The sequence below is a fragment of the Streptomyces sp. NPDC031274 genome (assembly GCF_055570235.1).
The window spans coordinates 92,504-114,178 of record NZ_JBVIHP010000027.1; the positions used below are offsets into that span (position 1 = coordinate 92,504).

Here is a 21,675-nt window from a genome sequence, read left to right on the forward strand (position 1 = left end):
TGTTCGTGGAGCCCCCGATGCCCCTACTTCCTGCTTCCTGCTTCCTGCTTCCTGCTTCCTACTTGTCGGGCCGCACGACCCCGAGGATCTGCATCGATCCCGCGCCCGCGACGGTGACATCGCGGCCGGGCCGCGGCGCGTGCACGATCGCGCCGTCGCCCACGTACATCCCGACATGGCTGGCGTCCGCGTGATAAATGATCAGGTCGCCGGGGCGCATGTTCTTGATGTCGACGTGCGGCAGCTGCTTCCACTGCTCCTGTGACGTACGCGGAATTCCCTTGCCCGCGGCGGCCCAGGCCTTGGACGTGAGTCCGGAGCAGTCGTACGAGGACGGGCCTTCCGCGCCCCAGACGTACGGCTTGCCGAGCTGTGCGGTGGCGAACTCGACGGCCTTTTTGCCGGGCCCTGTCGCCTTGCCCTTGATGCCCTTCAGGACACCCGAACTCACCCACGCCGACTGCTTCTTGAGCTGGGCCTCTTCCTCAAGCTTCCGGAGCCGCTCCAGCTCCTTCTTCTCGAGCTTCGACTCCATCTCCTCGGCGGCCGCGATCTTCTTCTTGATCTTCTTCTTCGACTCGGCCTTGGCCTTGCGGTTGGTTTCGAGCTTCTTCCACTGGGCGGTGGCGTCCTTGGCGTAGATCCGCAGGTCTTCCTGCGTCCGCTCCATCTCCGTCAGCATGCCCTTGGTGGCCTTGTGACCCTGGCGCATCCGTCCGGCGCTCTCCAGGAACTCCTGGGGGTCGTCGCTCAGCATCAGCCGGGCCTCGGAGGACACCCCGCCGCTTCGATACTGCTCGCGGGCCGCGGCGCCCGCACGGGACTTGAGCTTGTCCAGCTTCTGCTGACCCTTGGTGATGGAGCGGGCGAGCTTCACGATCTGCTTGGACTGCTTCTCGCTCTTCTCCTCCGCCGCGTTGTACGCGTCTGTGGCGACGCCCGCGTCGTGGTAGAGCTTCTCGATCTCTTTGCGCAGGTCCTCAAGGGACTTGGTGTTGCCGGGCGTTGGCTTCGCCGGGCTCGCGTAGGCCGCGGCGGGTGTGCTCAGCACCGCTGCGGCGCAGATCAGCGCCAGGCCAGCCATAGTCGAACTCCGCTTGCCGGTCACGTCCGCCTCCCCCAAAGCTGATTTACCGTCAGTAACTTACGGTTGCCCCGCGGATGGTGCCATGCCGACGCGCAATACGACAGAGCGCGACAGCAAGTCCGATCGAGACAAGTCCGATCGCGGTAAACCCGACCGCAGCAAGCCCGACCGCAGCAAGTCCGATCCCCACCCGCTACTCGACCCATGTGACGAGCGGCACGCGGAGATCGTTCCCCTCGCGGCGTGTCGCACGCGGATTTCACCCGCCGCCACCTCGCGAACTCATCCGCAGGCACCCCACGGGTTCACCTGTAGGCACCTAGGCACCTAGGCACCCCGCGAGTTCACCCCTGACGAGGGGCAAGGGCCTCCCACCGCACGGTCACTTCGCCCTGCCGCCACCGCGAATCCCGGTCGACCACGGGCCAGTCCGCGGCCAGGTCCCGCACCGCCCTGATCCACCGCTGCCGGGCGCCGTACGAGGCGTAGGGCGCGGCGGTGGCCCAGGCCCGGTCGAAGTCGCGCAGGAACGCGTACACCGGCTCGCCCGGCGTGTTCCGGTGGATCAGCGCCTTGGGCAGGCGCTCGGCGAGGTCGGACGGCCGGTCGAGCGATCCGAGGCGGGTCGCGAAGGTCACCGTGCGCGGCCCCTCAGGTCCGAGCGCGACCCAGACGTGCCGCCGCCCGATCTCGTCGCACGTCCCCTCGACGAGCAGCCCGCCCGGCGCGAGCCGCCCGCACAGCCGTTCCCATACGGCGGCGACCTGCTCCTCGTCGTACTGCCGGAGCACGTTCGCCGCGCGGATCAGCAGGGGCCTGCCCGGCAGCGGGACCTCGAAGCCGCCGTGCCTGAAGGAGAGCCCTTCCCTCTCGTACGGCTTCGCGCCCGCGACCCGCGCCGGATCGATCTCGACGCCGACCACGCGCACGCGGGGGGCGGCGGTCCGCAGCCGGACGAGTAGTTCCAGGGCCGTCCAGGGGGCGGCTCCGTAGCCGAGGTCGACGGCGACGGGGTCGTCGGAGCGCCGCAATTCCGCGCCGTGCGTGGCGGCGATCCAGCGGTCCATGCGGCGCAGGCGGTTGGGGTTGGTGGTCCCGCGCGTCACCGTTCCCACGGGGCGGGAAGGAGTGCGGGAGGCCATGGTGGAAAGGGTATGCGCCCTGGCGGCGGGGGTACTCGCCGAGCCCGGCGGGGGTACTCGTCTAGCCCGGCAGGGGTACTCGCCGAGTTCGGCGGGGGTACTCGTCGAGCCCGGCAAGGGCACTCGTCTAGCCCGGCGGGGCCATGGGGCGACCCCCGGTGAGCTCATGGAGTGATCACCGGCGGGGTCATGGAGTGATCACCGGTGAGGCCATCGGTTGAGCCGCAACCGGTAATTGTTTGGTAAAGCGGAAATGGAGCTGTCCCCTCCGATGTTCACCCTCTGGAGGACCGTGCACGCCCTCCCTTAAGCCATGCCCGCTTGAGCCAAGCCCGCTCAGTCATACCCGCGCGCACCAGGAGGACCGCCACGTGAGCCAGTACGTGTCCAGGCTCGGCCGTCGCTCGCCGGCGGCCCCCAGGGGGCTCCGGCTCCCCGGGGCACACCGGCGCCCGCGCAGGGTGGCCATGCTCAGCGTGCACACCTCCCCGCTGCACCAGCCCGGCACGGGCGACGCGGGCGGCATGAACGTCTACATCGTGGAGCTTGCCAAGCGCCTTGCGGCGATCAACATCGAGGTCGAGATCTTCACGCGCTCGACGACCGGTGCGCTGCCGCCCGCCGTCGAACTCTCCCCTGGTGTCCTCGTACGCCATGTGGACGCGGGACCGTACGAAGGCCTGGCGAAGGAGGAGCTGCCCGCGCAGCTCTGTGCCTTCACGCACGGCGTGATGCAGGCGTGGGCGGGCCACCGCCCCGGCTACTACGACCTCGTCCACTCGCACTACTGGCTCAGCGGCCACGTCGGCTGGCTGGCCGCCGAACGCTGGGGCGTGCCGCTCGTGCACGCCATGCACACGATGGCGAAGGTCAAGAACGCCGCCCTCGCGGAGGGCGACACCCCGGAGCCCGCGGCGCGCGTGATCGGCGAGACGCAGATCGTGCGGGCGGCCGACCGTCTTATCGCCAACACCTCCGAAGAGGCCGACGAGCTCGTACGCCACTACGAAGCGGACGCGGGCAAGGTCGCCGTCGTCCACCCCGGCGTGAACCTCGACCGCTTCCGCCCCGCCGACGGCCGCGCGGCGGCCCGACACCGCCTGGGCCTCCCGCAGAACGCCCTCGTCCCGCTCTTCGCGGGCCGCATCCAGCCCCTGAAGGCGCCGGACGTGCTGCTCCGCTCGGTCGCGGTCCTCCTGGACCAGCGCCCCGAGCTCCGCTCGAACATCGTCGTCCCCGTGGTGGGCGGCCCGAGCGGTAGCGGCTTGGCGAAGCCGGAGGGTCTGCAGAAGCTGGCCGCGAGGCTGGGCATCGCGGACGTCGTCCGCTTCCAGCCGCCGGTGGGCCAGGAACAGCTCGCGGACTGGTTCAGGGCGGCCTCGGTCCTGGTGATGCCCTCGTACAGCGAGTCGTTCGGTCTGGTGGCCATAGAGGCGCAGGCGGCGGGCACCCCGGTCCTCGCGGCGTCGGTGGGCGGTCTGCCGGTCGCCGTGCGCGACGGGGTGACGGGCTTCTTGGTCGACGGCCACGAACCGGCCCACTACGCGCGCGTGCTGCGCGATTTCGCCGACAATCCACACCTTGTGGACCGCATGGGCGAGGCGGCGGCGCGGCACGCTCAATCCTTCGGCTGGGACACGGCCGCGTCCGCCACCGCGGACGTGTACACGGCGGCGGTGCACGAACACAGGCGTCGCGTACGCTCGCATCATGGCTGATCAGGCTGACACCGCGCCGACCACGATCGTCGAGCGGACGCTGGACGAGGCGGAACTGGAGTGGGAGAGCCCGGAGAGCGGCTCCTACGTGGTGACGCTCCCCGGCACCCGCAAGCTGTCGACGACGCTCTCGCTCAAGGTCGGCAAGCACGCCCTGTCACTGACGGCGTTCGTGATCCGCCACCCCGACGAGAACGACGCCGCGGTCCACCGCTGGCTCCTGGAGCGCAACCTGCGCCTGTACGGCGTCAGTTACGCGATCGACTCCCTCGGTGACATCTACCTCACCGCCAAGCTCCCGCTCGCGGCGGTCACCCCGGACGAGCTCGACCGTCTGCTCGGCTCGGTCCTGGAGAACGCGGACGGCTCCTTCAACACGCTCCTGGAGCTGGGTTTCGCGTCGGCGATCCGCAAGGAGTACGCGTGGCGGGTGTCGCGCGGGGAGTCCACGCGGAACCTGGACGCGTTCACTCACTTGACTCGGCCGCAGGGCTGAGGTCGCCGCACTGGCTGGGTTCGCTGCATTAAGAGGGCTAAGAGACCCCGTAAGAGATCAATTAAGAGACCCCGTACGACATCTTCCGCGTACGAGGTGCTAATGGCATGCTCACGCTCATCGCAGACATGAATGGTGTTCACATCCATGGATAAGGTGGCGGCGGGCATGGGCATGGGCATGGGCATGAGTGCGGGCACGGGCAAGATGCACCCCAGCAGACGTGGCGTACTCGGCGGGGCGATGGCCGTGGCGGCGGTGGCCGCGACCGGCGCGACCGGCGGGACGGCGGCTGCGAAGTCCGGCGAAATCCCCACCCTCTGGCGGGAGTTCGAGGCGACTCCGTACACGCACCCCCAGATCCCTTACATAGCCCGCGCGGGCGCCCACTCCGGCGTACGTCGCTTCCCCCGGCCCAAGGTGGTCGCGAACGTAAGGGACTACGGAGCGAGGCCGGACGGCACGTCGGACGCGGCCCCCGCGATCAACCGGGCGCTGGCCGACGCGGGAAGGAGAGGCGGCGGCACGGTCGTCGTCCCGCCCGGCGAGTACCGCATCGACGGCATCATCCGCATCGCCCACGACAACGTGGTCCTGAGGGGCGCGGGCAGCACCCGCACCACCCTCCACGCGACGAAGAGCCTCACGGAACTGATCGGCCCGTACGGCTCCCGCTACGGAGGGGACAAGTCGAGCTGGTCCTGGGCGGGCGGCCTCATCTGGCTCTGCCCGCAGCCCCGTTGGGAGTCCCTTACGACGGCCATCACGGCGAAGGCGTGGCCCTTCGAGGGCTGGACGGGCAACAAGCGCGACGAGTGGGAGACGCTGAGCGCCGTCGCCCCCGCGAGACGAGGCGACCGCACCCTGAGGGTCACGGACACCTCCCGCCTCCACAAGGGCGACCTGGTGCTCCTGCGCCTGGCGGACGACGCGGACCACACGCTCTTGGAGCACATGGCGGGCGGGGGAGAGGGCCCAGTGGGATACGTGTGGGACGACAAGACAAAACTCACGTCATACGTCCCCTACGAGTGGCCGGTACGGATCACTTCAGTAAAGAAGAGCACGGTCACCCTGGAACGCCCGCTTCCCCTGGACGTACGCGAGGAGTGGGACCCGCGCCTGACGACGCACGTGAAGGCGCTGACGGGAGCGGGCGTCGAGGCCCTGACGCTGGAAGCGGTGGAGACTCCTCAGTCCCCGCATCTCCTGGACAAGGGCTACAACGGGGTCACGTTCCAGTGTGCGTACGACTGCTGGGCGGACGACATCGTGGTCCGCCACGTCGACAACGGGTTCGGCCTGGTGAGCGCGTCGGCCTGCACGCTGCGCCGCACGCGGGTGACGGGCAGGGGAGCGCACCACCCGTACTTCTGCCGGGAGGGCTCGCACGACAACCTCATAGAGGATTTCAGGATCGACGAACGTACGGTCCCGGCGCCCTCCGGCACCCAACTCCACGGCATCAACGTGGAGGGCCTGTCCTCCTACAACGTCTGGTCCCGGGGCGTGATGGAGATGGGCACCTTCGACAGCCACAGAGGCATGCCGTTCGCGAACGTCCGCACGGACATCACGGTCAACAACAACGGCACCCACGGGGGAGACGCCAGCGCGGGCCCTCTCTTCGGCGCCCGCTTCACCCACTGGAACATCCGCGTCACCAACGAGCGGTCGGGCCTGATGAAGATCGACGGCCTGGCACCGTACAGCGCGACGGTCGGCATCAACGAGGTCCGGGAGTTCGGCCAGATCGACGTACCGGACTTCTCCGGAGACCTGCGTTCATGCATCGAGCTGTACGGGACCACTGGCGTGGTGCGGCCACGGAATCTGTACGAGGCGCAGAGAGAAGTCGAAGGCGAAGGCGCTTAAGAGGCCGTCACCGAAGCCGTCATCGATCCGTCGGCATGAGTGCGCCGAACGCGTCATCGACCACACTGCCGAGATCCAGGCGTGCCTCGATGGCGACCCAGTGCTCAACAGCGGCCATGAGGCACTCCATAGCGGCGGCCACGCGCGCGTGGAGGATCAAAGGAGACGACTGCCCGGTCCGTGAGCGCTCCGTCAGGCTCCGCACCAGGTGCGGCCGCCAATTGGCCTGCTTCTCGCGAAATCGGGTGCACAGCGCCGGACTCCGATGCACCAGGTCGAGCAACGTGAGCCCGTCGGGGAGTTCACGGGCGACGAACGCGACGACTGGATCGACGGCTCGCCTCAGAGCGGCCCAGTCGTCCTCATCGGCCGGGCGGACACGCAGAGCCTCGGCCATCCGGTCGCCGAGCGGGTCGAAGGCGAAGAGGACCACTTCCTCCTTGCTTCCGAAGTAGCGCAAGAACGTGGCGCGCGAGACCCCGGCGGAGGCGGCGAGGTCTTCGAAAGTGACGCTTTCGAAGCTCCTGCGGCAGAACAGGTCGAGAGCCACCCGGGCCAGCTCCTCGCGAATCGCGCTACGGCCAATGTCGCGGGTGCTCATCCGGGAGGCGTTCATCCGTGCACCCTACCCCTCCCGAGCGCACTCACTCGCAGAACTAACACCTGGCTACTATCGTGATACTCAGTATCAGTAGTGGCGTTGAGTTTCTTTGAGGGGCGGGTCGGGCGAGGCGATGAAGAGGCCGATGAAGGTTCTGGTGATCGGTGCCGGTGCGTTGGGGCAGGTCTTCGGTCTCTGGCTGGCCAGAGGAGGCGCTTCGGTGACCTATCTGGTCAGACCGGGGCGGGAGGGGTGGGAGCGGGAGGGCCGGACGCTGTTCCGGTTGCGGCGTCTTGGCGGACCGGTCGCCGAGCGCCTGCGACCCGCTGCGGTCGTCGCCGACCTGGAGGACTTGAACGGCGAGGGCGGTTGGGACGCGGTCTGGCTCTGCGTTTCCTCTACGGATCTCCATGGACCCTGGGTTCAGGACCTCCGTGACCGTGTCGGCTCCGCGACCGTCGTCCCCGTCATCGCGGCCCCGCACACCCTGTCGGACCTCGCCCGGATATGGCTGGCCGAGCAGATCGTCCAAGTGGTGCCGTCCGTCCTTGCCTACCAGGCGCCGCTGACGGACGAAGTGCCGTCGCCCGGCATCGCGTATTGGATGCCGCCCGGCGCGGCGATCACGGTCAGCGGCGCCGAGGACCGCGCCGGGGACACCGTGGCGGCGCTCCGCGCGGGCGGTGTCCGCACGCGAAAGGCGGACCGTGAAGGCGCCGCCGAGCAGAACGAAGCCCTGATGATTCCCTACATGGCCGCGCTGGAGGTCGCCGACTGGTCGCTGCCCGCCCTGCGCAGGAAGCTGAGCGCGCCGACCGCCGCCGCCCGGGAAGCGGCGGTGGTCGCTGCCGCTCTCACCGGCAGCGAACCACCCGCGACGGTTGTCCCCGCCTGGGTCATCGGCCTGGCCATGCGGGCCCTTCCCGTACTCGCCCCGTTCGACCTGCCGCGCTACCTCCGCGCGCACTGGACCAAAGTGGGCCCGCAGACCCGGGAAATGCTGGACGAATGGATCACCGAGGGCAGGTCGCGCGGACTGCCGGTGCGCCGACTCGAGGAACTCCGCGAAGCCCTTCCGGCCAGAGCCTGAGAGTTGAGCTTCAGTCAGTTTCCTGCGAGGTGGTGAGGTGGCGGGGTGCTTTGACCCGCAGCACGATCAGCAACGCGGAGGCGAGCAGCACGACGCCGGAGATGGTGAAGACGGTGACGGCGCCGCCGATACCGAACATCACGCCGCCTGCGGCAGCCCCTCCGGCGATGGCGGACTGCACGCCGACCACCACGAGCCCGCCCGCGCTCTCAGCCTGGTCGGGCACCATGCGAGTCGCCCAGTTCGACCACGCCACCGATACGCCGCCAAAGGCCAGGCCCCAGAGGACCACCAGAGCCACGTATCCGATTTTCCCAGCGGGAAGCAGCGCCAAGCCCAGTGCCGCGATGCCCATCAGTGCAGGCGTCAGTGTCAATGTCAGGCGCAGGCTGATCTGCAAAAGCCATCCGGCCGCCAGCGTGCCCACGAAGTTCGCCACTCCAAAGACGAACAACAGCAGCGCCAGCTCATCGACGTCGACTTTCACCACGTTCTCCAGAGCGGGCCGGATATAGGTGAACAGCGCGTAGTGCCCGATGTGAATCAGCAGCATTCCTACGATGCCCACGCCGAATCCCGGGCGTCGCAGCACCTCCCACAGCGTGCCGAGGCGTGCCGTGCCGTGCGGCGCCATCCGGGGCAGTGTCAGCAGCTGGAACACCAACGTCAGTACTCCGAGTACGGCCGCCGCCACGAAAGTGCTGCGCCAACCGGACAGCTCACCGAAATAGCTGCCGAGCGGCACCGCCACGATGGTCGCCACCGCGATGCCACTGAAAATGATCGATATCGCACGCGGAACCAGAGCCGCGGGCACCAGCCGCATCGCCACCGCCGCCGCCATGCTCCAGAAGCCACCGAGTGCGATACCCAGCAGGATCCGCATGAGCATCAGCATCAGCATGTTGGTGGATACGGCCACCAGCAGATTGGACACGATCATCAGGACGGTGAAGCCGAGCAGTACGACCCTTCGGTCGATCCTCCTGGTCAGCGTTGCCGTCAACAGTCCGGACAGCATCGCCGCCACCGCCGTGACAGTCACCGCCTGTCCTGCCAGGGCTTTCGATATCCCCAGGTCGTCGGCCATCGGGGTCAACAAGCTCGTCGGCAGATACTCCGCCGTCAGCAACCCGAAAACACCCACCGCCAGTGAGAACACCGCGGCCCAGGACGATGAGGCCGGTTCGGGCGGTATCGATCCCCTGTCGGGGGCTTCGTCAGGCTGGGCGTCGGGAACGGTGCCGGTGGCGGAGCCGGTGCCGGAGCCGATGCCTCGTGTATCGCTGCTCACCTTTTACTTCTCCTGAATCGCATGAGACGTTCAAGTCAAGGCTGCACGCGAATTTCAGGATGAGCTATGACGGAAAGTCTGCAATCTTTGACCGAGAGTCCGGGTGGGGCAGCTGGAGCGGCAGGGCAGTTCGCCCTGTCGTCCGACCTCATCAGTGAACTGCTGACCAGCATGCGGCTGCGCGGCGTGCAGTATCGGCGCGTCCATGTCGGCCCGCGGTTCGGCCTCAACTTCGATGCGAAGCCCGGACGTGCCTATTTCCACTTCCTCGCCGTGGGCTCCGCCGTCCTGCGCACCGAGGACGGAACCGTCCACGAGCTCTCAGCGGGCAATGCCGTATTCATGCCCCACGGCGCGTCCCATCAGCTGCTCTCCGGACCGGACGTGCGGGTCCTGGGCATGGACAGTTTCCACGGGATTCCCCTCGGCGACGCGGTCTGTGACGTGGACGCCTGCCCGAGCACCGACCCGAATCCCAGCGCGATCTTCTTCAACGGCTATATGGAGTTCGACCTCGGCGGAATGCAGGGCATCAGTCAGCTGATGCCCGACGTCATGCTGGTCGACGCCGAAGGGGAGCGTTACCCCGGGCTCCTGCCGATCCTCACGTCCATGAGGCGCGAAGTCTGCTCCGCGCGCGTGGGTTTCGCCGGAATCCTCGCCCGTCTTGCCGAAGTGGCGGCGGCCATGATCGTGCGGGGCTGGATCGAGTGCGGATGCGACAGCGCCTCCGGCCTCGTGGCCGCGTTGCGCGACCCCCGTCTGGCCTGCGCCATCCTGGCCCTGCACCGGCAGCCCGGTCATCACTGGACCGTGGCGGAGCTGGCAGGGGAATGCAATGTCTCCCGGTCCGTCTTCGCGGACCGGTTCCAGGCCACGATCGGCATGCCGCCCCTCCGCTACGCCACGGAGCTGCGGATGATCCTCGCCGGGCAGTGGCTGGCCCAGGACACGTTGCCGATCCAGACCGTGGCGCAACGCCTCGGCTACACCTCGCAGGCCGCGTTCAGCCGAGCCTTCAAACGCGTCACGGGTCAGCCGCCGGGCGCGAGCAGGGTGGGCTGACGCAGGGGTGGCCCGGTCGCGCCTACGCGTCGTCCTGCTGGCCGGACTTCTCGGGGCGCCTGGCCACGAAGGAGCCGAGGCCCACCTCGGCCCGGATGAGCCCCTCCGTCTTGAGGTGGGTCAGGGCCTTCTGGGCTGTCGAGGCGGCGATACCGAACTCGGAGGACAGCTCGACGACGGACGGCACCCTCGCGCCTACGGGGTAGGTGCCGTCGGCGATGCGGGAGGTGACGGCTGCCGCGACCTGGCGCCAGACGGGGCGTGTTCGATCGAGATCCGAACTCATGCAGTGGACGCTAAAACACTGCGGTCTACCGTGCGACCGCAGTAGACTGCGGTAGACCACGGTTAAATGGCACCCCCGCGACGGGCGCAACCGTCCGGGGGCATGGCCACCAGCTAGTACAAGGAGCTGACGACATGACCGACCTTATCGACCGCATCGCGGCATGGGCACGCTTACTGCTGCAACCCCACGGCGCGCACCGTCGCGGCGGCAGCAGTAGCGGTACGCCGCTCGGCGTGACGCGGGTCGCGCCTGTGCCCGCTACCCCCGCTGCCCCCACCACTCCCGCCCTCCCCGACCGCCGAAGCCCTTACGGACTGGACCCCGGCACCCTCGCAGGCGAGGCAAGCCCCCTCGTGCGCCCCTACCTCACAGCCCACGAACAGCGCGGACGCCGACGCGAACTGGTGCTCGCCACCCTGGGGTTGGACGCCCCCGGCCCCTACTGGATCCACGGCATGGAGGTCGCCTGATGTCGCAGTCGCAGTCGCAGTCGGAGCCAATCCGCCCTGCCCGCCTGCTGCCCTGGGCCGGGCCCGAAGGCAAACCCTGCTACCTCATCGGCGACGACACCGGACCCGTGTCCCGCGTCGCCGACGCGATGGAGTCCGTCCAGCTCGGCATGAGCCGTCAGCTGCTGACGTACGCCCGTGAAACGCTCCCCGAGACCCCCGAACACGAACTCCGCTTCCTCGCGCAACGCCTGACCGAGGCCCTGCACGACGCCCTTCGCGTCGCGGAGAGCCGCGGGCTGCGACTGAACGAGTAGGTAAGTACGGGAGGGTGGCCCCCGGAGCCCGGAGCCCGGAGCCCGGAGCCCGGAGCCCGGAGCCCGGAGCCCGGAGCCCGGAGCCCGGAGCCCGGAGCCCGGAACGCACGCCCCGGGGGGCCACCCTCGCGCCCTGCTTCCCGGCATACCCGCCTGGCACAAGCCAATCCAGCCCAAGATGCGCGGTATGTCGCCAATCGTGGATAGCCGCGTGACTGCCCCACGCGCTTCGAGCTACATAGGAGGACTGGCCGTTCGTGCTTGATGGGGGGGACTTGCCAAGTGGTGCTGACCATCGATCTCGCGGTACTGCTGGCCGTCATCATCTTTCTGCTGTGGCGGAGACGCCCTCTGGCCCGGAGTCGGTTCAACACGGGAATGACCATGGCCGTCGTGCTGGTCTTCGGGGTGCTGATCGCACCGACCGCCTTCGGGCACGAAATCGTGGACGCCGTGAGCCAGGTCTCGCAGGGGCTCTCGAATGTGGGCACCAGCCCCTGACCGACCGGCCTTTACTGCGGGAGAGAGCAACCGTGGTCAGGGTTCCGCGCTATCGCGATCACGTCGTCGAGCCGGTCACGCACGTCGAGCAGGTCGGTGATCCGCTGGTCGACGTCGACGCGTTGCGCCGCCAGTTGGTCCAGGAGTTCCGCCGAGGGTGCGCCGCCCGAGTCCACACACGGCAGCACCGCGCGGACCGTTCTGCTCGGCAGGCCCGCGGCATAGAGCTGCTGGATCAGCTTGACCCGGCCGACGGCGGTGTCGGGATAGTGCCGCTGACCGCCGGAACTGCGGTGGGCGTGCAGCAGCTCCTGTTCCTCGTAGTAGCGCAGCGCGCGGACGCTCACCCCCGCCTTCTCGGCGACCTCTCCGATCCGCATCCGCACCGGTCCTCCTTCGTATGGGTGGCGTGTCAGACTTGCACCTGACGTCAACGTCAGGTTCTACCTTAGTGGACATCGGCGCTCGCGATCATTTCCGAGCGCACTGAACCCTTACGACGGGCCCGTCCAGGCCCTCGGAGAAGGCAGGACTTCATGCGCGCAGCCCGCTTCCATGAGTACGGCGACGTAAAGACCCTGGTGATCGAGCAGGTACCCGAACCGCACCCCGGGCCCGGGGAGATCCGCATCCGTGTCGCGGCTGCCGGCGTCAACCCCGTCGACTGGAAAGTGCGTTCCGGCGCGGCGCGCGAGATGCTCCCCCTGGAGCTGCCCGCGATCCCCGGGCGCGACGCCGCCGGTGTGGTCGACGAGATCGGTGACGGGGTGCGGGAGGTCGGCGTCGGCGACCGTGTTTTCGGTCTTGGCGGTGTCACCGGCGCGACAGCCGAGCTGGCCGTGCTCTCGGCCTGGGCCCACTCGCCCGCCACGTGGAGCGACGAGGAGTCAGCCGCCGCCGGTCTGGCGTCCGTGACCGCGATGGGCGGGCTGAAGGCGCTCGGCCCCCTTGACGGGCGCACCCTTCTCGTCGAGGGCGCCGCCGGAGGAGTGGGCAGTGCCGCAGTCGAGATCGCCGTGGCCCAGGGCGCCACCGTGATCGGGACGGCCAGCGAGCGCAACCACGAGTTCCTCGCCTCTCTCGGCGCCGTCCCCACCACCTACGGCACCGGTCTCGCGGAGCGCCTCGCCGCCCTCGCCCCGCACGGTGTCGACCTCGCTCTCGACACCGCGGCCTCCGGGTCCCTGGCCGACCTCGTCGCGATCGTGGGCGACCCTGCCCGCGTGTCCACGGTCGCCGACCACGTCAACGCGGAGCGCCTGGGCGTACGCGTGGTGAACGCCGTGAACGACTCCGCTCTGCTGGCTGAGGCCGCAGAGCTCGGTGGGCAAGGCCGCTACACACCCCGCATCGAGCGGACCTACGCCTTCGAAGAGATCGCACAGGCCCATGCCGACGCCGAGCGTGGGCACACACGGGGGAAGCTCGTGATCCGCCTCTGAGTCGGTTGGTATTGCCCCTGAGCCGGTCGCCTCTGAGCCGGTCGCCTCTGAGTCGGTCGTCTCTGAGCCGGTCACCGACTGAGCCAGTCGATCGCCTCTGAGGTGGCTGGCTCAGTCGGTGACCGGGGCGACCGGGTCGACCGGGTCGACCGGGTCCCCCACGGCGCCCCCCGTGGCCCTGCGGATGGCGTCCGCCACGCGTTCCGGGGCGTCGGCGAACTGTGCGGGGTCGGCGCCGTCGAGGAGAGCCGCGCCGATGTGCTCGTTGAGGACCCGGAAGGCGGCTGAGGCCGCTGCCGCGTGCAGGCGCACCTGGAGGTCGTCGGCCGGGAGTCCGAGACGCTTCGCGACAATCCCGGCCATCTCGCGCTCCACCTGGTCGCAAGCCATCAACCAGGCGGTGCGCAGGGGCGGTTCGGTGTCGGCAAGGCAGATCATCCGCATCGCGAGCGCGTTGTCGGCGAGCTCGACGGGGTCGGCCTCACGGCGGAACCGGCCCGCCTCCGCCCTGAAGTGCTCTTCGAGCGAGAGGTTCGCGGGCCAGCCGCGCAGCGTGCGCATCTCCCATTCGACGCCTCGCGTCACGATGGGCTCGGCGCAGCTCTCCTTGTTGCGGAAGTGGCGCCAGATGGTGCGGGTGGACAGGCCCACCGCTTCGGCGATCTGATCACCGCTGGTGGCGTCCACGCCCTGTTCCCAGAACAGGCGTGCCGCCTCCCGGGAGATCTCCAGGCGCAGCTTGTCGCGCCGCTGCTCCTTCATGTCCCGCCTCCGCTCGCGTTCCTGCCGTGGGTGTCTTCGGGGTGTCTTCGGGGGTGTCTCAGTGGGTTTCTTCGTGAGTGTCGTACTGACATTAAGTGACGTCCGCAACCGGTGCGTACCGGGGGAGGTCAGGTGGGAGGAAGTCAGGCGGGTCAGGTGGGAGGAGGTCAGGCGCTCTTGGCGGGGAGCAGGCCGATGGCGGTCAGTCGCTTGTTGGAGCAGCGGGCGGCCCAGGCGACCACGAGGAGGGCCAGGGCGAGCAGCGGGAAGCCCATGGCGATCTTGGCGGCGCCCAGCGAGCCGACCTGGTCGGTGGCGTAGAAGTACTGCTGGACGGCGAACCGGGCGCCGAAGACGGCGGCCAGGACCAGGGTGGCGATGTCGTAGTAGAGGCGCGAGCGCTTGTCCGCGCGCCAGACGTTGCCCTTGCCGGTGGCCGTGTTCCAGATCAGGCCGGCCAGCGGCCAGCGCACCAGGACGGAGAGCAGGAACAGGACGGCGCCGGCGAGGCTCGCCCAGATGCCGATGAGGAAGTAGTCCTTGGCGGAGCCGGTGAACCAGACGACGCCCGCGGCGACCGCGACACCGAACACGCCGCCGATCGCGGGCTGCAACGACTCCCCGCTCACCAGCCGGGCGACGCCGATGGCGACGGCGACGGCGAAGGCGGCGACGATCGACGCCGTGAGCCCGAGGAAGTTGTGGGCGACGACGAAGGCCAGCGCGGGCACCGTCGAGTAGACCATGCCCTTGGTGCCACCCGCCTGATCCAGGACGGAAGGCCGCTGCTGCCGGGGCGCCGCCTGACCCGCGTATCCTCCCGCCTGCCCTGCGTGTCCTCCCGCCTGCTCTACCAGTCCTGCCTGTCCTGCCTGTCCTGCCTGTCCCACCCGCTCCGTCTGCGCGTCGGACTTGGTCTCCGTCTCCAGGAAGCTGTTGCTGTCCATGGTGGTCACGTCTCCCGATTCGTCTGAGGGCGAGGCGATGCGGTGGTGCATCACTTGATGACATCGTGTCACTAAGTGACGCATCTGGCTACCCCCTCACGCTCGGAGGGGTCGGGCGCTTGCGCCATCTGTCACTTAGTGACAACGTGGCAGTGTCACTAAGTGACACACGAGCACGGCTGAGGAAAGGGAAAGGATCGACATGACACAGCGGGAGACCATCTCCGTAGAAGAGTTCTTCGGGCCGCCGCCCCGCGCGACGGTCACGCTCTCGCCGGACGGTACGAAGTTGGCGTACCTGGCGCTGTGGAAGAACCGCATGAACGTATGGGTCGAGAGCGTCGACGCTCCGGGTGACGCGCGGTGCGTGACGGCCGAGGACCGCGGGGTGGTGAGCTACCACTGGACCCGTGACCCGCGCTGGCTGCTCTACACCCGGGACCAGGGCGGCGACGAGAACGTGCACCTCTACCGCGTCGACCTGGAGGACCCGGACGCCGCCGCGGTGGACCTCACGCCGTACCCCGGGGCGCGGGCCATCGGCGTCGACCTGCCCGCCGGGCGGCCCGGCAAGGTGGTCACTCAGCTGAACGTGCGCGACCGGGCCCAGTTCGACCTGGTCGAGCTGGACATCGCCACCGGCGACCTCACGACCCTCGCCCAGAGCCCCGGCGGCAAAGTCGAAGGGTGGCTGTACAGCGAGCGCGAGCCGTTCGCGATGGCGACGACGGCCGAGGGCGACATCCAGCTGTCGCGGTGGGACGGGGCGACGGATGCGCTGGACCCCGTGGCGCGGTTCGATGGCGGCGACTCCCCGCTGGGGATCTACCCCATGGAGGTCACACCGGACGGCGCCGGAGTGTGGGTGGGCTCGCACCGGGGGAGCGACCGCCTCCGCCTGGCCCGGCTGGACCTGGCGACCGGCGAGGAGCACGAGGTCGACTCCCACCCGCAGTACGACCTGGACACCCGCGCACGGGTCTTTCCCACCCTGCCGTCGCCGCTGATCCGCAGCCGGCGCACAGGTGAGCTGCTCGGGGTCCGTTACCTGGGGGAGCGGCAGGTGATCCACGCCCTGGACCCGCACTTCGCCGCCGTACTGGAGAACCTGGAGAAGCTGTCCGACGGTGATCTCGCCGGAGTGTCCTCCGACGAGAGCGGACAGCGGTGGGTGGTCGGCTTCACCCACGACCGCGACCCCGGGGTCACCTTCTTCTACGACCACACCACCGGCGAGAGCCGCCTGCTCCACCGGGCGAAGCCGCATCTCGACCCCGATTCCCTCGCACCGATGCGACCGGTGTCGATCCCCTCCCGCGACGGTCTGACCCTGCCCTCGCACCTCACGCTGCCGGTCGGCGTCGAGCCGTCCCGGCTGCCCCTCGTGCTGTTCGTCCACGGCGGTCCCTGGACCCGGGACAGCTGGGGGTACCACCCCGCGGCGCAGCTCTTCGCCAACCGGGGATGTGCGGTCCTCCAGGTCAACTTCCGGGGCTCGACCGGCTACGGCAAGGCCTTCACCAGGGCCGGTATCGGGGAGTTCGCGGGCAAGATGCACGACGACCTCATCGACGGCGTGCGGTGGGCGGTCGACCAGGGGTACGCCGACCCGGAGCGCGTGGCGATCATGGGCGGCTCCTACGGCGGTTACGCGTCGCTGGTCGGTGTCACCTTCACCCCGGACGTCTTCGCCGCCGCCATCGACGTCGTCGGCGTCTCGGACCTGGCCAACTTCATGCGCAGCCAGCCCGACTTCGTCAAGCCGATGCTCGCCTACAACTGGTTCACGTACGTCGGAGACCCGGCCGACCCGGAGCAGGAGGCCGACATGCTGGCCCGCTCCCCGATCAGCCGCGTCGACCAGATCCGTACACCGCTGATGGTGGTGCACGGAGCCAACGACGCCCGCGTGGTCCTCGCCGAGTCCGACCAGCTCGTCGAGGCTCTCCGCGCACGAGGCGTCCCCGTCGAGTACACCGTCATGGAGGACGAGGGGCACGCCATCGAGAACCCGGAGAACGTGATCGCCCTCTACACCGCGGCGGAACGCTTCTTGGCCGAACATCTGGGCTTCGAGGCCCACAGGCCGTTGCCGTAGTGGCCTTCCGTCCTCAGCGGCCGAACTTCTCGATGGCGGCCGGGGTGACGGGCGTGAAGAAGTTGACGAGGTTGCCGTCAGGGTCGCGGAACAGGAGCGAGCGGTTGCCCCAGGGCAGCGTGGTGGGCTCGTTGACGAAGTCCTCCACGAAGGCGGTCAGGTTCTTGTGGACGCTGTCCACGTCGTCGACCAGGAACTCAAGGATGACGCTGTGGTTGTCGGCCGGGCGGGCGGAGCCGGGCGAGAACAGCGGGACCGTGCGGGTGCTGCCGATCGCGAGGGTGGCCGAGGCGACCCGCAGCTCGGCGAAGTCCTCGTTGGACCAGCTGGCGGCTACCCCGGTGGCGCGCTCGTAGAAGGCGACGAGGCGGGCGACGTCGCTCGTGATGATGCGAACAGAGACGAAATTCATGGGGGTCCACTCCTGGTCGTTCAGGCTGTCAGGCCATTTGCCGACAGGCCGTTGAGGCCGTTCGGGCTGTCGAGGCCATTGAGGCCGTTCGTTCGGTGCTTCTGACCAGAGGCTATGACCAATACCGGGCGGAACCCGCCCGGTATATACGGCAGACTTCCGAACATGCCTCGCCCCATCGCCCGCGTACTCACCCTGCTGGAGCTCCTGCAGTCGGGCGGCATCCGGACCGCGTCCGAACTCGCCGACCGGCTCGACGTCGACGAACGCACGGTGCGGCACTACGTCGGCCACCTCGTCGACCTCGACGTGCCCGTCGAATCGGTGCGCGGACGCTACGGCGGCTACCGGCTCACCCGCGGTTTCCGTATGCCGCCGCTCATGCTGAGCGACGACGAAGCGCTCGCCGTACTCCTCGGCCTGGTCGCGGGGCAGCGCGAAGGCCTGACGACCACCACCACGGGCACGGCGAGCGAGACGGCGGCCGCCAAGATCCGGCGCGTACTGCCCGAGCGACTACGCCTCAGACTCGACGCCGTGCTCGGCTCCCTCGCCTTCACGTCTCAGCGGCCCGGCGGGGGAGCGGGCGGCCCGGAGTTCGCCCCGGAAACGGGGGTCCTGCTCCCGGTCGCCGACGCGGTGAACCACCACCGGCCGATCTCGATCCGCTACACCAACGCGAACGGCGACCGCAGCGAACGCACGCTGCACCCGCACGGACTCGTCGCCCACTCGGGCAAGTGGTACGTGACCGCCGTGGATCTCGCGACCGGCGAGGACCGGACGTTCCGCCTGGACCGCATCACGGACGCCAGAACCCTGCCGGGCTCGTTCGAACCACCCGCTGAACCGGACCCGGCGCAGCGCGTTCTGACGAGCCTCGCCACAGCTCCGTACCGGCATGAGGTGACCCTGCGCGTCCAGGCGACAGCCGCGCACATCCACACGCGACTACCCCCCAGCGTCGCGATCGTGGAAGAACTGCCGCAGACCGATGGCTGGTCCGGCGTCGAACTGCGCGCGGACCGCCTCGACTGGCTCCCCGCCGTACTCGCCTCCCTCGACCGCCCGTTCATCATCGAACGCCCGGACGAACTACGCGGCCTGGTCGAAGCCTTCGCCGCCCGCCTCACGCACTCCGCCCGACGGGACGATCCGCCTCGCTGACGGCCCACAGAAGGCCCGCGAACGGAAAATGCGGGATGCCCTGGAACACCATCCGATCCGGAGTGGTCCAACGACCTCGGAGATCACTTCGTCAGGGTTTCTCAGGCGTCTTGGCCATGGCCGCGACCAGCGCTGCAAGGAGCAGGACGCCCGCCGACCACCAGGCCGCGACGGTAAAGCCGTGCACCATACCCTCCCCCAGGCCCCGGCTCCGGGACGGGTGGGCGTCGATGTAGCGGGTGGCGGCGGACGACGCGATCGTGTTCAACAGGACGGTGCCCAGGGAGCCGCCGATCTGCTGGAAGGTGGAGACGGTCGCGGACGTCACTCCGGCGTCCTTCGGGGCGACCCCGGCGGTCGCCGTCGCGTAGACCGGCATGAACGTCAGTCCCATGCCCAGGCCGAGCAGCACCAGCGCGGGCAGCACCCCGGTGGTGTAGGCGGAGTTCATACTCAGGCGGGTCAGGAGCAGCATGCCGAGGGCCGCGAGGAGCATGCCGGGGGCCATCAGGTTGCGGGGGGCGGTGTGGGGCAGGAGACGGGCGGCGATCTGTGTCGCGCCGATGACGATCGTGACGGACATCGGCAGGAACGCCAGTCCGGTCCGTACGGGTGAGTAGTCGAGGACGGCCTGGAGGTAGTAGGTCAGGAACAGGAAGGCGCCGAACATGGCGACGGTGGCCAGGCCCATCGTCGCGAGCGCCGCCGCACGGGTTCTGTCCCTGACGATGTGCAGCGGCAGCATCGGATGCTTGGCGTGGGACTGCCACCACACGAAGACGGCGAGCAGGACCACACCGGCCGCGAACAGGGTCAGGACCAACGGGTCGGCCCAGCCGGCGGATTCGGCGTCGCTGGAGCCGTACACGATCGCCACGAGCCCGCCGGATGCGAGCAGCGCGCCGGGGACGTCGAGGCGCACCCCGCGCTGGCGGGGGCTGTCCTCAAGGAGGGCCAGCGCGCCGCCGAGGGCGGCCAGCGCGATGGGAATGTTGACGTACAGGCACCAGCGCCAGGTCGCGTACTCGGTGAGCAGGCCGCCCACCAGCAGCCCGATGGCGCTGCCGCCCCCGGCGAGCGCGCCGTAGATCCCGAACGCTCTGCCGCGCTCGGCGGGGTCGGTGAACGTCGTCGTCAGCAGTGACAGTGCGGAGGGGGCCAGGACGGCCGCGCAGGCCCCTTGCAGGGCCCGCGCCGCGAACAGTGCCCCGGGGCCGTCGGCCGCGCCGCCGAGCGCGGAGGCGGCGGCGAATCCGACCAGGCCGATCATGAAGGTGCGTTTGCGGCCGACCAGGTCGGCGATCCGGCCGCCGAGGAGGAGCAGGCCGCCGAAGGCCAGGGAGTATGCGGTGATCACCCACTGCCGGTTCGCATCCGACATGCCCAGTCCGTTCTGGACGGAGGGCAGGGCGATGTTCACGATCGTGCCGTCGAGAATCACCATGAGCTGGGCGCCTGCGATGACGGCGAGGGCCCACCACCGCTTCGGATCGGGCAACTCGGCCGCGTTCGCGGTGGTGTGGGGGACCGGCGTGGGCACGGTGTCCCCGGGGGAGGACTTCTTGGTCAAGGCGATCACATTCTGTGTCAGAGGTGTAGGAGCAGACGCGCGGTCCTACACCCCGGGACGCGACACAAGGGATCGCGAGAGCAGCGGACACCACCATGAGGTGCCGCGAGGGGGAGAGTCCTACCGCGCGCCGAACGGGGGCACACGGCCGGGGGCAACTATGGCCGCAACACTCGTTGTCCAGTTCCAGTCCATGTTTCCCACCTCCTCCCGGTCGGGCACGCGGTACGCATCGACGCCGAACGCGCCGAATGGTGCGGCAGGGGCCCCGCCGCACAAGACCTCCGACAGATTAGGTCAGCCAGCCGGGGACGCAAACGGATTTACCCAGCACGGTACGGGCTCCTCGCGCATCGGCAAGCAAAGATCGGGCCGTGCCCAGCCGCAGGACCCGCCGGACTGAGGGCCCAGAGAGGGCCCGCTGCATGAAAATGCCCCTGAGCCGCGCCGAACGCGCAGCTCAGGGGCATGATCGCGAAACCTACTTCTTCTTGCCCTGATTCTTGACCGCCTCGATGGCCGCCTTCGCCGCGTCCGGGTCCAGGTACGTCCCGCCCGGCTTCACGGGCTTGAACTCCGCGTCCAGCTCGTAGGCGAGCGGGATGCCCGTCGGGATGTTCAGGCCCGCGATGTCCTCGTCCGAGATGCCGTCCAGGTGCTTGACCAGGGCGCGCAGCGAGTTGCCGTGGGCCGCGACCAGGACCGTCTTGCCGGTCAGGAGGTCGGGGACGATGCCGTCGAACCAGTACGGGAGCATGCGGACGACGACGTCCTTGAGGCACTCCGTCTGCGGGCGCAGCTCCGGCGGGAGCGTCGCGTAGCGGGGGTCGGAGAACTGCGAGTACTCCGCGTCGCGGTCGAGCGCCGGCGGCGGGGTGTCGTACGAGCGGCGCCAGAGCATGAACTGCTCCTCGCCGAACTCGGCGAGCGTCTGCGCCTTGTCCTTGCCCTGCAACGCGCCGTAGTGGCGCTCGTTCAGGCGCCAGCTGCGGTGGACCGGGATCCAGTGGCGGTCGGCCGCCTCGAGGGACAGCTGCGCGGTGCGGATCGCGCGCTTCTGGAGTGACGTGTGGACCACGTCGGGCAGCAGGCCGGCGTCCTTGAGCAGCTCACCGCCGCGGACCGCCTCCTTCTCGCCCTTCTCGTTGAGATTGACGTCCACCCAGCCGGTGAACAGGTTCTTCGCGTTCCACTCGCTCTCGCCGTGACGGAGGAGGATCAGCTTGTACGGTGCGTCGGCCATGCCCCTGAGCGTAATCGAACCGCCCGCTGCCCCGCGCGTCCGCCCGTAGCCCGGACAGCGCGGCCACGGGCCGGGCGTCGGTTGACGGGTTCCGCTAATCCACTGGCTCT

22 protein-coding genes are annotated in these 21,675 nt (G+C 69.1%); 11 read left to right on the plus strand and 11 right to left on the minus strand.

The window, feature by feature from the left end:
- Window positions 1–58: 58 nt before the first annotated feature.
- Both ACZ5CR_RS34435 and ACZ5CR_RS34440 read right to left on the minus strand, forming a co-directional pair.
- On the minus strand, window positions 59–1,084 hold the full coding sequence (locus ACZ5CR_RS34435) for a C40 family peptidase (RefSeq protein ID WP_468864865.1): 1,026 nt from the start codon (window positions 1,082–1,084) through the stop codon (window positions 59–61).
- Window positions 1,085–1,431: 347 nt separating this feature from the next.
- Window positions 1,432–2,229 carry a class I SAM-dependent methyltransferase gene (locus ACZ5CR_RS34440; RefSeq protein WP_468864866.1) on the minus strand — a complete coding sequence of 266 codons (798 nt, stop codon included), beginning with the start codon at window positions 2,227–2,229 and terminating at the stop codon, window positions 1,432–1,434.
- Window positions 2,230–2,600: 371 nt separating this feature from the next.
- On the opposite strand from ACZ5CR_RS34440, the gene mshA reads away from it, so the two are divergent.
- The 3 genes from mshA to ACZ5CR_RS34455 all read left to right on the plus strand — a co-directional run bounded on the left by mshA (window position 2,601) and on the right by ACZ5CR_RS34455 (window position 6,318).
- The gene (mshA, locus tag ACZ5CR_RS34445) at window positions 2,601–3,947 is read left to right on the plus strand and encodes a D-inositol-3-phosphate glycosyltransferase (RefSeq protein ID WP_468864868.1); all 1,347 of its coding nucleotides are present in this window, start codon (window positions 2,601–2,603) and stop codon (window positions 3,945–3,947) included.
- Complete coding sequence (locus ACZ5CR_RS34450; RefSeq protein WP_468864870.1) at window positions 3,940–4,443, plus strand: type III secretion system chaperone family protein; 504 nt, start codon at window positions 3,940–3,942, stop codon at window positions 4,441–4,443. Before mshA ends, ACZ5CR_RS34450 begins: the two co-directional genes overlap by 8 nt.
- A gap of 207 nt (window positions 4,444–4,650) precedes the next feature.
- Window positions 4,651–6,318 (plus strand): glycoside hydrolase family 55 protein, encoded by a 1,668-nt coding sequence (locus ACZ5CR_RS34455; protein WP_468864979.1) that lies wholly within the window; start codon window positions 4,651–4,653, stop codon window positions 6,316–6,318.
- 19 nt (window positions 6,319–6,337) lie between these two features.
- Here the strand turns inward: ACZ5CR_RS34455 and ACZ5CR_RS34460 are convergent, their stop codons facing one another.
- The gene (locus ACZ5CR_RS34460) at window positions 6,338–6,934 is read right to left on the minus strand and encodes a TetR/AcrR family transcriptional regulator (RefSeq protein ID WP_468864873.1); all 597 of its coding nucleotides are present in this window, start codon (window positions 6,932–6,934) and stop codon (window positions 6,338–6,340) included.
- A gap of 130 nt (window positions 6,935–7,064) precedes the next feature.
- On the opposite strand from ACZ5CR_RS34460, the gene ACZ5CR_RS34465 reads away from it, so the two are divergent.
- A complete protein-coding gene (locus ACZ5CR_RS34465) occupies window positions 7,065–8,009 on the plus strand; it encodes a ketopantoate reductase family protein (RefSeq protein WP_468864876.1) in 945 nt (314 codons plus the stop codon).
- Window positions 8,010–8,019: 10 nt separating this feature from the next.
- On the opposite strand, the gene ACZ5CR_RS34470 is transcribed toward ACZ5CR_RS34465, so the two are convergent.
- Window positions 8,020–9,303 (minus strand): MFS transporter, encoded by a 1,284-nt coding sequence (locus ACZ5CR_RS34470; RefSeq protein WP_468864879.1) that lies wholly within the window; start codon window positions 9,301–9,303, stop codon window positions 8,020–8,022.
- A gap of 87 nt (window positions 9,304–9,390) precedes the next feature.
- On the opposite strand from ACZ5CR_RS34470, the gene ACZ5CR_RS34475 reads away from it, so the two are divergent.
- A complete protein-coding gene (locus tag ACZ5CR_RS34475) occupies window positions 9,391–10,368 on the plus strand; it encodes an AraC family transcriptional regulator (protein ID WP_468864882.1) in 978 nt (325 codons plus the stop codon).
- Window positions 10,369–10,390: 22 nt separating this feature from the next.
- On the opposite strand, the gene ACZ5CR_RS34480 is transcribed toward ACZ5CR_RS34475, so the two are convergent.
- The gene (locus tag ACZ5CR_RS34480) at window positions 10,391–10,654 is read right to left on the minus strand and encodes a GntR family transcriptional regulator (RefSeq protein WP_468864885.1); all 264 of its coding nucleotides are present in this window, start codon (window positions 10,652–10,654) and stop codon (window positions 10,391–10,393) included.
- A gap of 134 nt (window positions 10,655–10,788) precedes the next feature.
- Between ACZ5CR_RS34480 and ACZ5CR_RS34485 the strand changes: the two genes are divergently transcribed.
- From ACZ5CR_RS34485 to ACZ5CR_RS34495, 3 genes are all read left to right on the plus strand, one after another.
- Window positions 10,789–11,127 carry a hypothetical protein gene (locus ACZ5CR_RS34485; RefSeq protein WP_468864887.1) on the plus strand — a complete coding sequence of 113 codons (339 nt, stop codon included), beginning with the start codon at window positions 10,789–10,791 and terminating at the stop codon, window positions 11,125–11,127.
- On the plus strand, window positions 11,127–11,423 hold the full coding sequence (locus ACZ5CR_RS34490; RefSeq protein ID WP_468864890.1) for a hypothetical protein: 297 nt from the start codon (window positions 11,127–11,129) through the stop codon (window positions 11,421–11,423). Before ACZ5CR_RS34485 ends, ACZ5CR_RS34490 begins: the two co-directional genes overlap by 1 nt.
- Window positions 11,424–11,705: 282 nt before the next feature.
- Complete coding sequence (locus ACZ5CR_RS34495; RefSeq protein WP_468864892.1) at window positions 11,706–11,924, plus strand: hypothetical protein; 219 nt, start codon at window positions 11,706–11,708, stop codon at window positions 11,922–11,924.
- Between the two features lie 11 nt (window positions 11,925–11,935).
- Here the strand turns inward: ACZ5CR_RS34495 and ACZ5CR_RS34500 are convergent, their stop codons facing one another.
- Window positions 11,936–12,304, minus strand: a complete 369-nt coding sequence (locus tag ACZ5CR_RS34500; RefSeq protein WP_468864894.1) for a MerR family transcriptional regulator — start codon at window positions 12,302–12,304, stop codon at window positions 11,936–11,938.
- Window positions 12,305–12,460: 156 nt separating this feature from the next.
- On the opposite strand from ACZ5CR_RS34500, the gene ACZ5CR_RS34505 reads away from it, so the two are divergent.
- Entirely contained in the window at window positions 12,461–13,366 is a 906-nt protein-coding gene (locus tag ACZ5CR_RS34505) for an NADP-dependent oxidoreductase (RefSeq protein ID WP_468864897.1), read from the plus strand.
- Between the two features lie 111 nt (window positions 13,367–13,477).
- Here ACZ5CR_RS34505 and ACZ5CR_RS34510 read toward each other — a convergent pair whose 3' ends face one another.
- A complete protein-coding gene (locus ACZ5CR_RS34510) occupies window positions 13,478–14,128 on the minus strand; it encodes a TetR/AcrR family transcriptional regulator (RefSeq protein ID WP_468864899.1) in 651 nt (216 codons plus the stop codon).
- A 167-nt stretch (window positions 14,129–14,295) separates the two neighbouring features.
- Window positions 14,296–15,075, minus strand: coding sequence for a DUF3159 domain-containing protein (locus ACZ5CR_RS34515; RefSeq protein ID WP_468864901.1), 780 nt, complete (start codon window positions 15,073–15,075; stop codon window positions 14,296–14,298).
- Window positions 15,076–15,277: 202 nt separating this feature from the next.
- Here ACZ5CR_RS34515 and ACZ5CR_RS34520 point away from each other — a divergent pair, with 202 nt between their 5' ends.
- Window positions 15,278–17,173, plus strand: a complete 1,896-nt coding sequence (locus tag ACZ5CR_RS34520) for a S9 family peptidase (protein WP_468864904.1) — start codon at window positions 15,278–15,280, stop codon at window positions 17,171–17,173.
- A gap of 13 nt (window positions 17,174–17,186) precedes the next feature.
- Here the strand turns inward: ACZ5CR_RS34520 and ACZ5CR_RS34525 are convergent, their stop codons facing one another.
- The gene (locus ACZ5CR_RS34525; RefSeq protein ID WP_468864906.1) at window positions 17,187–17,585 is read right to left on the minus strand and encodes a VOC family protein; all 399 of its coding nucleotides are present in this window, start codon (window positions 17,583–17,585) and stop codon (window positions 17,187–17,189) included.
- Between the two features lie 165 nt (window positions 17,586–17,750).
- On the opposite strand from ACZ5CR_RS34525, the gene ACZ5CR_RS34530 reads away from it, so the two are divergent.
- Entirely contained in the window at window positions 17,751–18,752 is a 1,002-nt protein-coding gene (locus ACZ5CR_RS34530) for a helix-turn-helix transcriptional regulator (protein ID WP_468864908.1), read from the plus strand.
- Between the two features lie 91 nt (window positions 18,753–18,843).
- On the opposite strand, the gene ACZ5CR_RS34535 is transcribed toward ACZ5CR_RS34530, so the two are convergent.
- Together ACZ5CR_RS34535 and ACZ5CR_RS34540 are read right to left on the minus strand one after the other, a co-directional pair.
- Window positions 18,844–20,322, minus strand: a complete 1,479-nt coding sequence (locus ACZ5CR_RS34535) for an MFS transporter (protein ID WP_468864911.1) — start codon at window positions 20,320–20,322, stop codon at window positions 18,844–18,846.
- Between the two features lie 481 nt (window positions 20,323–20,803).
- Window positions 20,804–21,565, minus strand: coding sequence for a phosphoglyceromutase (locus ACZ5CR_RS34540; RefSeq protein ID WP_468864913.1), 762 nt, complete (start codon window positions 21,563–21,565; stop codon window positions 20,804–20,806).
- Between the last annotated feature and the right edge of the window lie 110 nt (window positions 21,566–21,675).

What these genes read in the sequence shown, in the direction of transcription:
- ACZ5CR_RS34435 (WP_468864865.1), bottom strand. Translation starts at nt 1,084, where the DNA reads ATGGCTGGCCTGGCGCTGATCTGCGCCGCAGCGGTGCTGAGCACACCC.
- ACZ5CR_RS34440 (WP_468864866.1), bottom strand. Translation starts at nt 2,229, where the DNA reads ATGGCCTCCCGCACTCCTTCCCGCCCCGTGGGAACGGTGACGCGCGGG.
- ACZ5CR_RS34450 (WP_468864870.1), top strand. Translation starts at nt 3,940, where the DNA reads ATGGCTGATCAGGCTGACACCGCGCCGACCACGATCGTCGAGCGGACG.
- ACZ5CR_RS34455 (WP_468864979.1), top strand. Translation starts at nt 4,651, where the DNA reads ATGCACCCCAGCAGACGTGGCGTACTCGGCGGGGCGATGGCCGTGGCG.
- ACZ5CR_RS34460 (WP_468864873.1), bottom strand. Translation starts at nt 6,934, where the DNA reads ATGAACGCCTCCCGGATGAGCACCCGCGACATTGGCCGTAGCGCGATT.
- ACZ5CR_RS34465 (WP_468864876.1), top strand. Translation starts at nt 7,065, where the DNA reads ATGAAGGTTCTGGTGATCGGTGCCGGTGCGTTGGGGCAGGTCTTCGGT.
- ACZ5CR_RS34480 (WP_468864885.1), bottom strand. Translation starts at nt 10,654, where the DNA reads ATGAGTTCGGATCTCGATCGAACACGCCCCGTCTGGCGCCAGGTCGCG.
- ACZ5CR_RS34485 (WP_468864887.1), top strand. Translation starts at nt 10,789, where the DNA reads ATGACCGACCTTATCGACCGCATCGCGGCATGGGCACGCTTACTGCTG.
- ACZ5CR_RS34490 (WP_468864890.1), top strand. Translation starts at nt 11,127, where the DNA reads ATGTCGCAGTCGCAGTCGCAGTCGGAGCCAATCCGCCCTGCCCGCCTG.
- ACZ5CR_RS34500 (WP_468864894.1), bottom strand. Translation starts at nt 12,304, where the DNA reads ATGCGGATCGGAGAGGTCGCCGAGAAGGCGGGGGTGAGCGTCCGCGCG.
- ACZ5CR_RS34505 (WP_468864897.1), top strand. Translation starts at nt 12,461, where the DNA reads ATGCGCGCAGCCCGCTTCCATGAGTACGGCGACGTAAAGACCCTGGTG.
- ACZ5CR_RS34510 (WP_468864899.1), bottom strand. Translation starts at nt 14,128, where the DNA reads ATGAAGGAGCAGCGGCGCGACAAGCTGCGCCTGGAGATCTCCCGGGAG.
- ACZ5CR_RS34515 (WP_468864901.1), bottom strand. Translation starts at nt 15,075, where the DNA reads ATGGACAGCAACAGCTTCCTGGAGACGGAGACCAAGTCCGACGCGCAG.
- ACZ5CR_RS34520 (WP_468864904.1), top strand. Translation starts at nt 15,278, where the DNA reads ATGACACAGCGGGAGACCATCTCCGTAGAAGAGTTCTTCGGGCCGCCG.
- ACZ5CR_RS34525 (WP_468864906.1), bottom strand. Translation starts at nt 17,585, where the DNA reads ATGAATTTCGTCTCTGTTCGCATCATCACGAGCGACGTCGCCCGCCTC.
- ACZ5CR_RS34530 (WP_468864908.1), top strand. Translation starts at nt 17,751, where the DNA reads ATGCCTCGCCCCATCGCCCGCGTACTCACCCTGCTGGAGCTCCTGCAG.
- ACZ5CR_RS34540 (WP_468864913.1), bottom strand. Translation starts at nt 21,565, where the DNA reads ATGGCCGACGCACCGTACAAGCTGATCCTCCTCCGTCACGGCGAGAGC.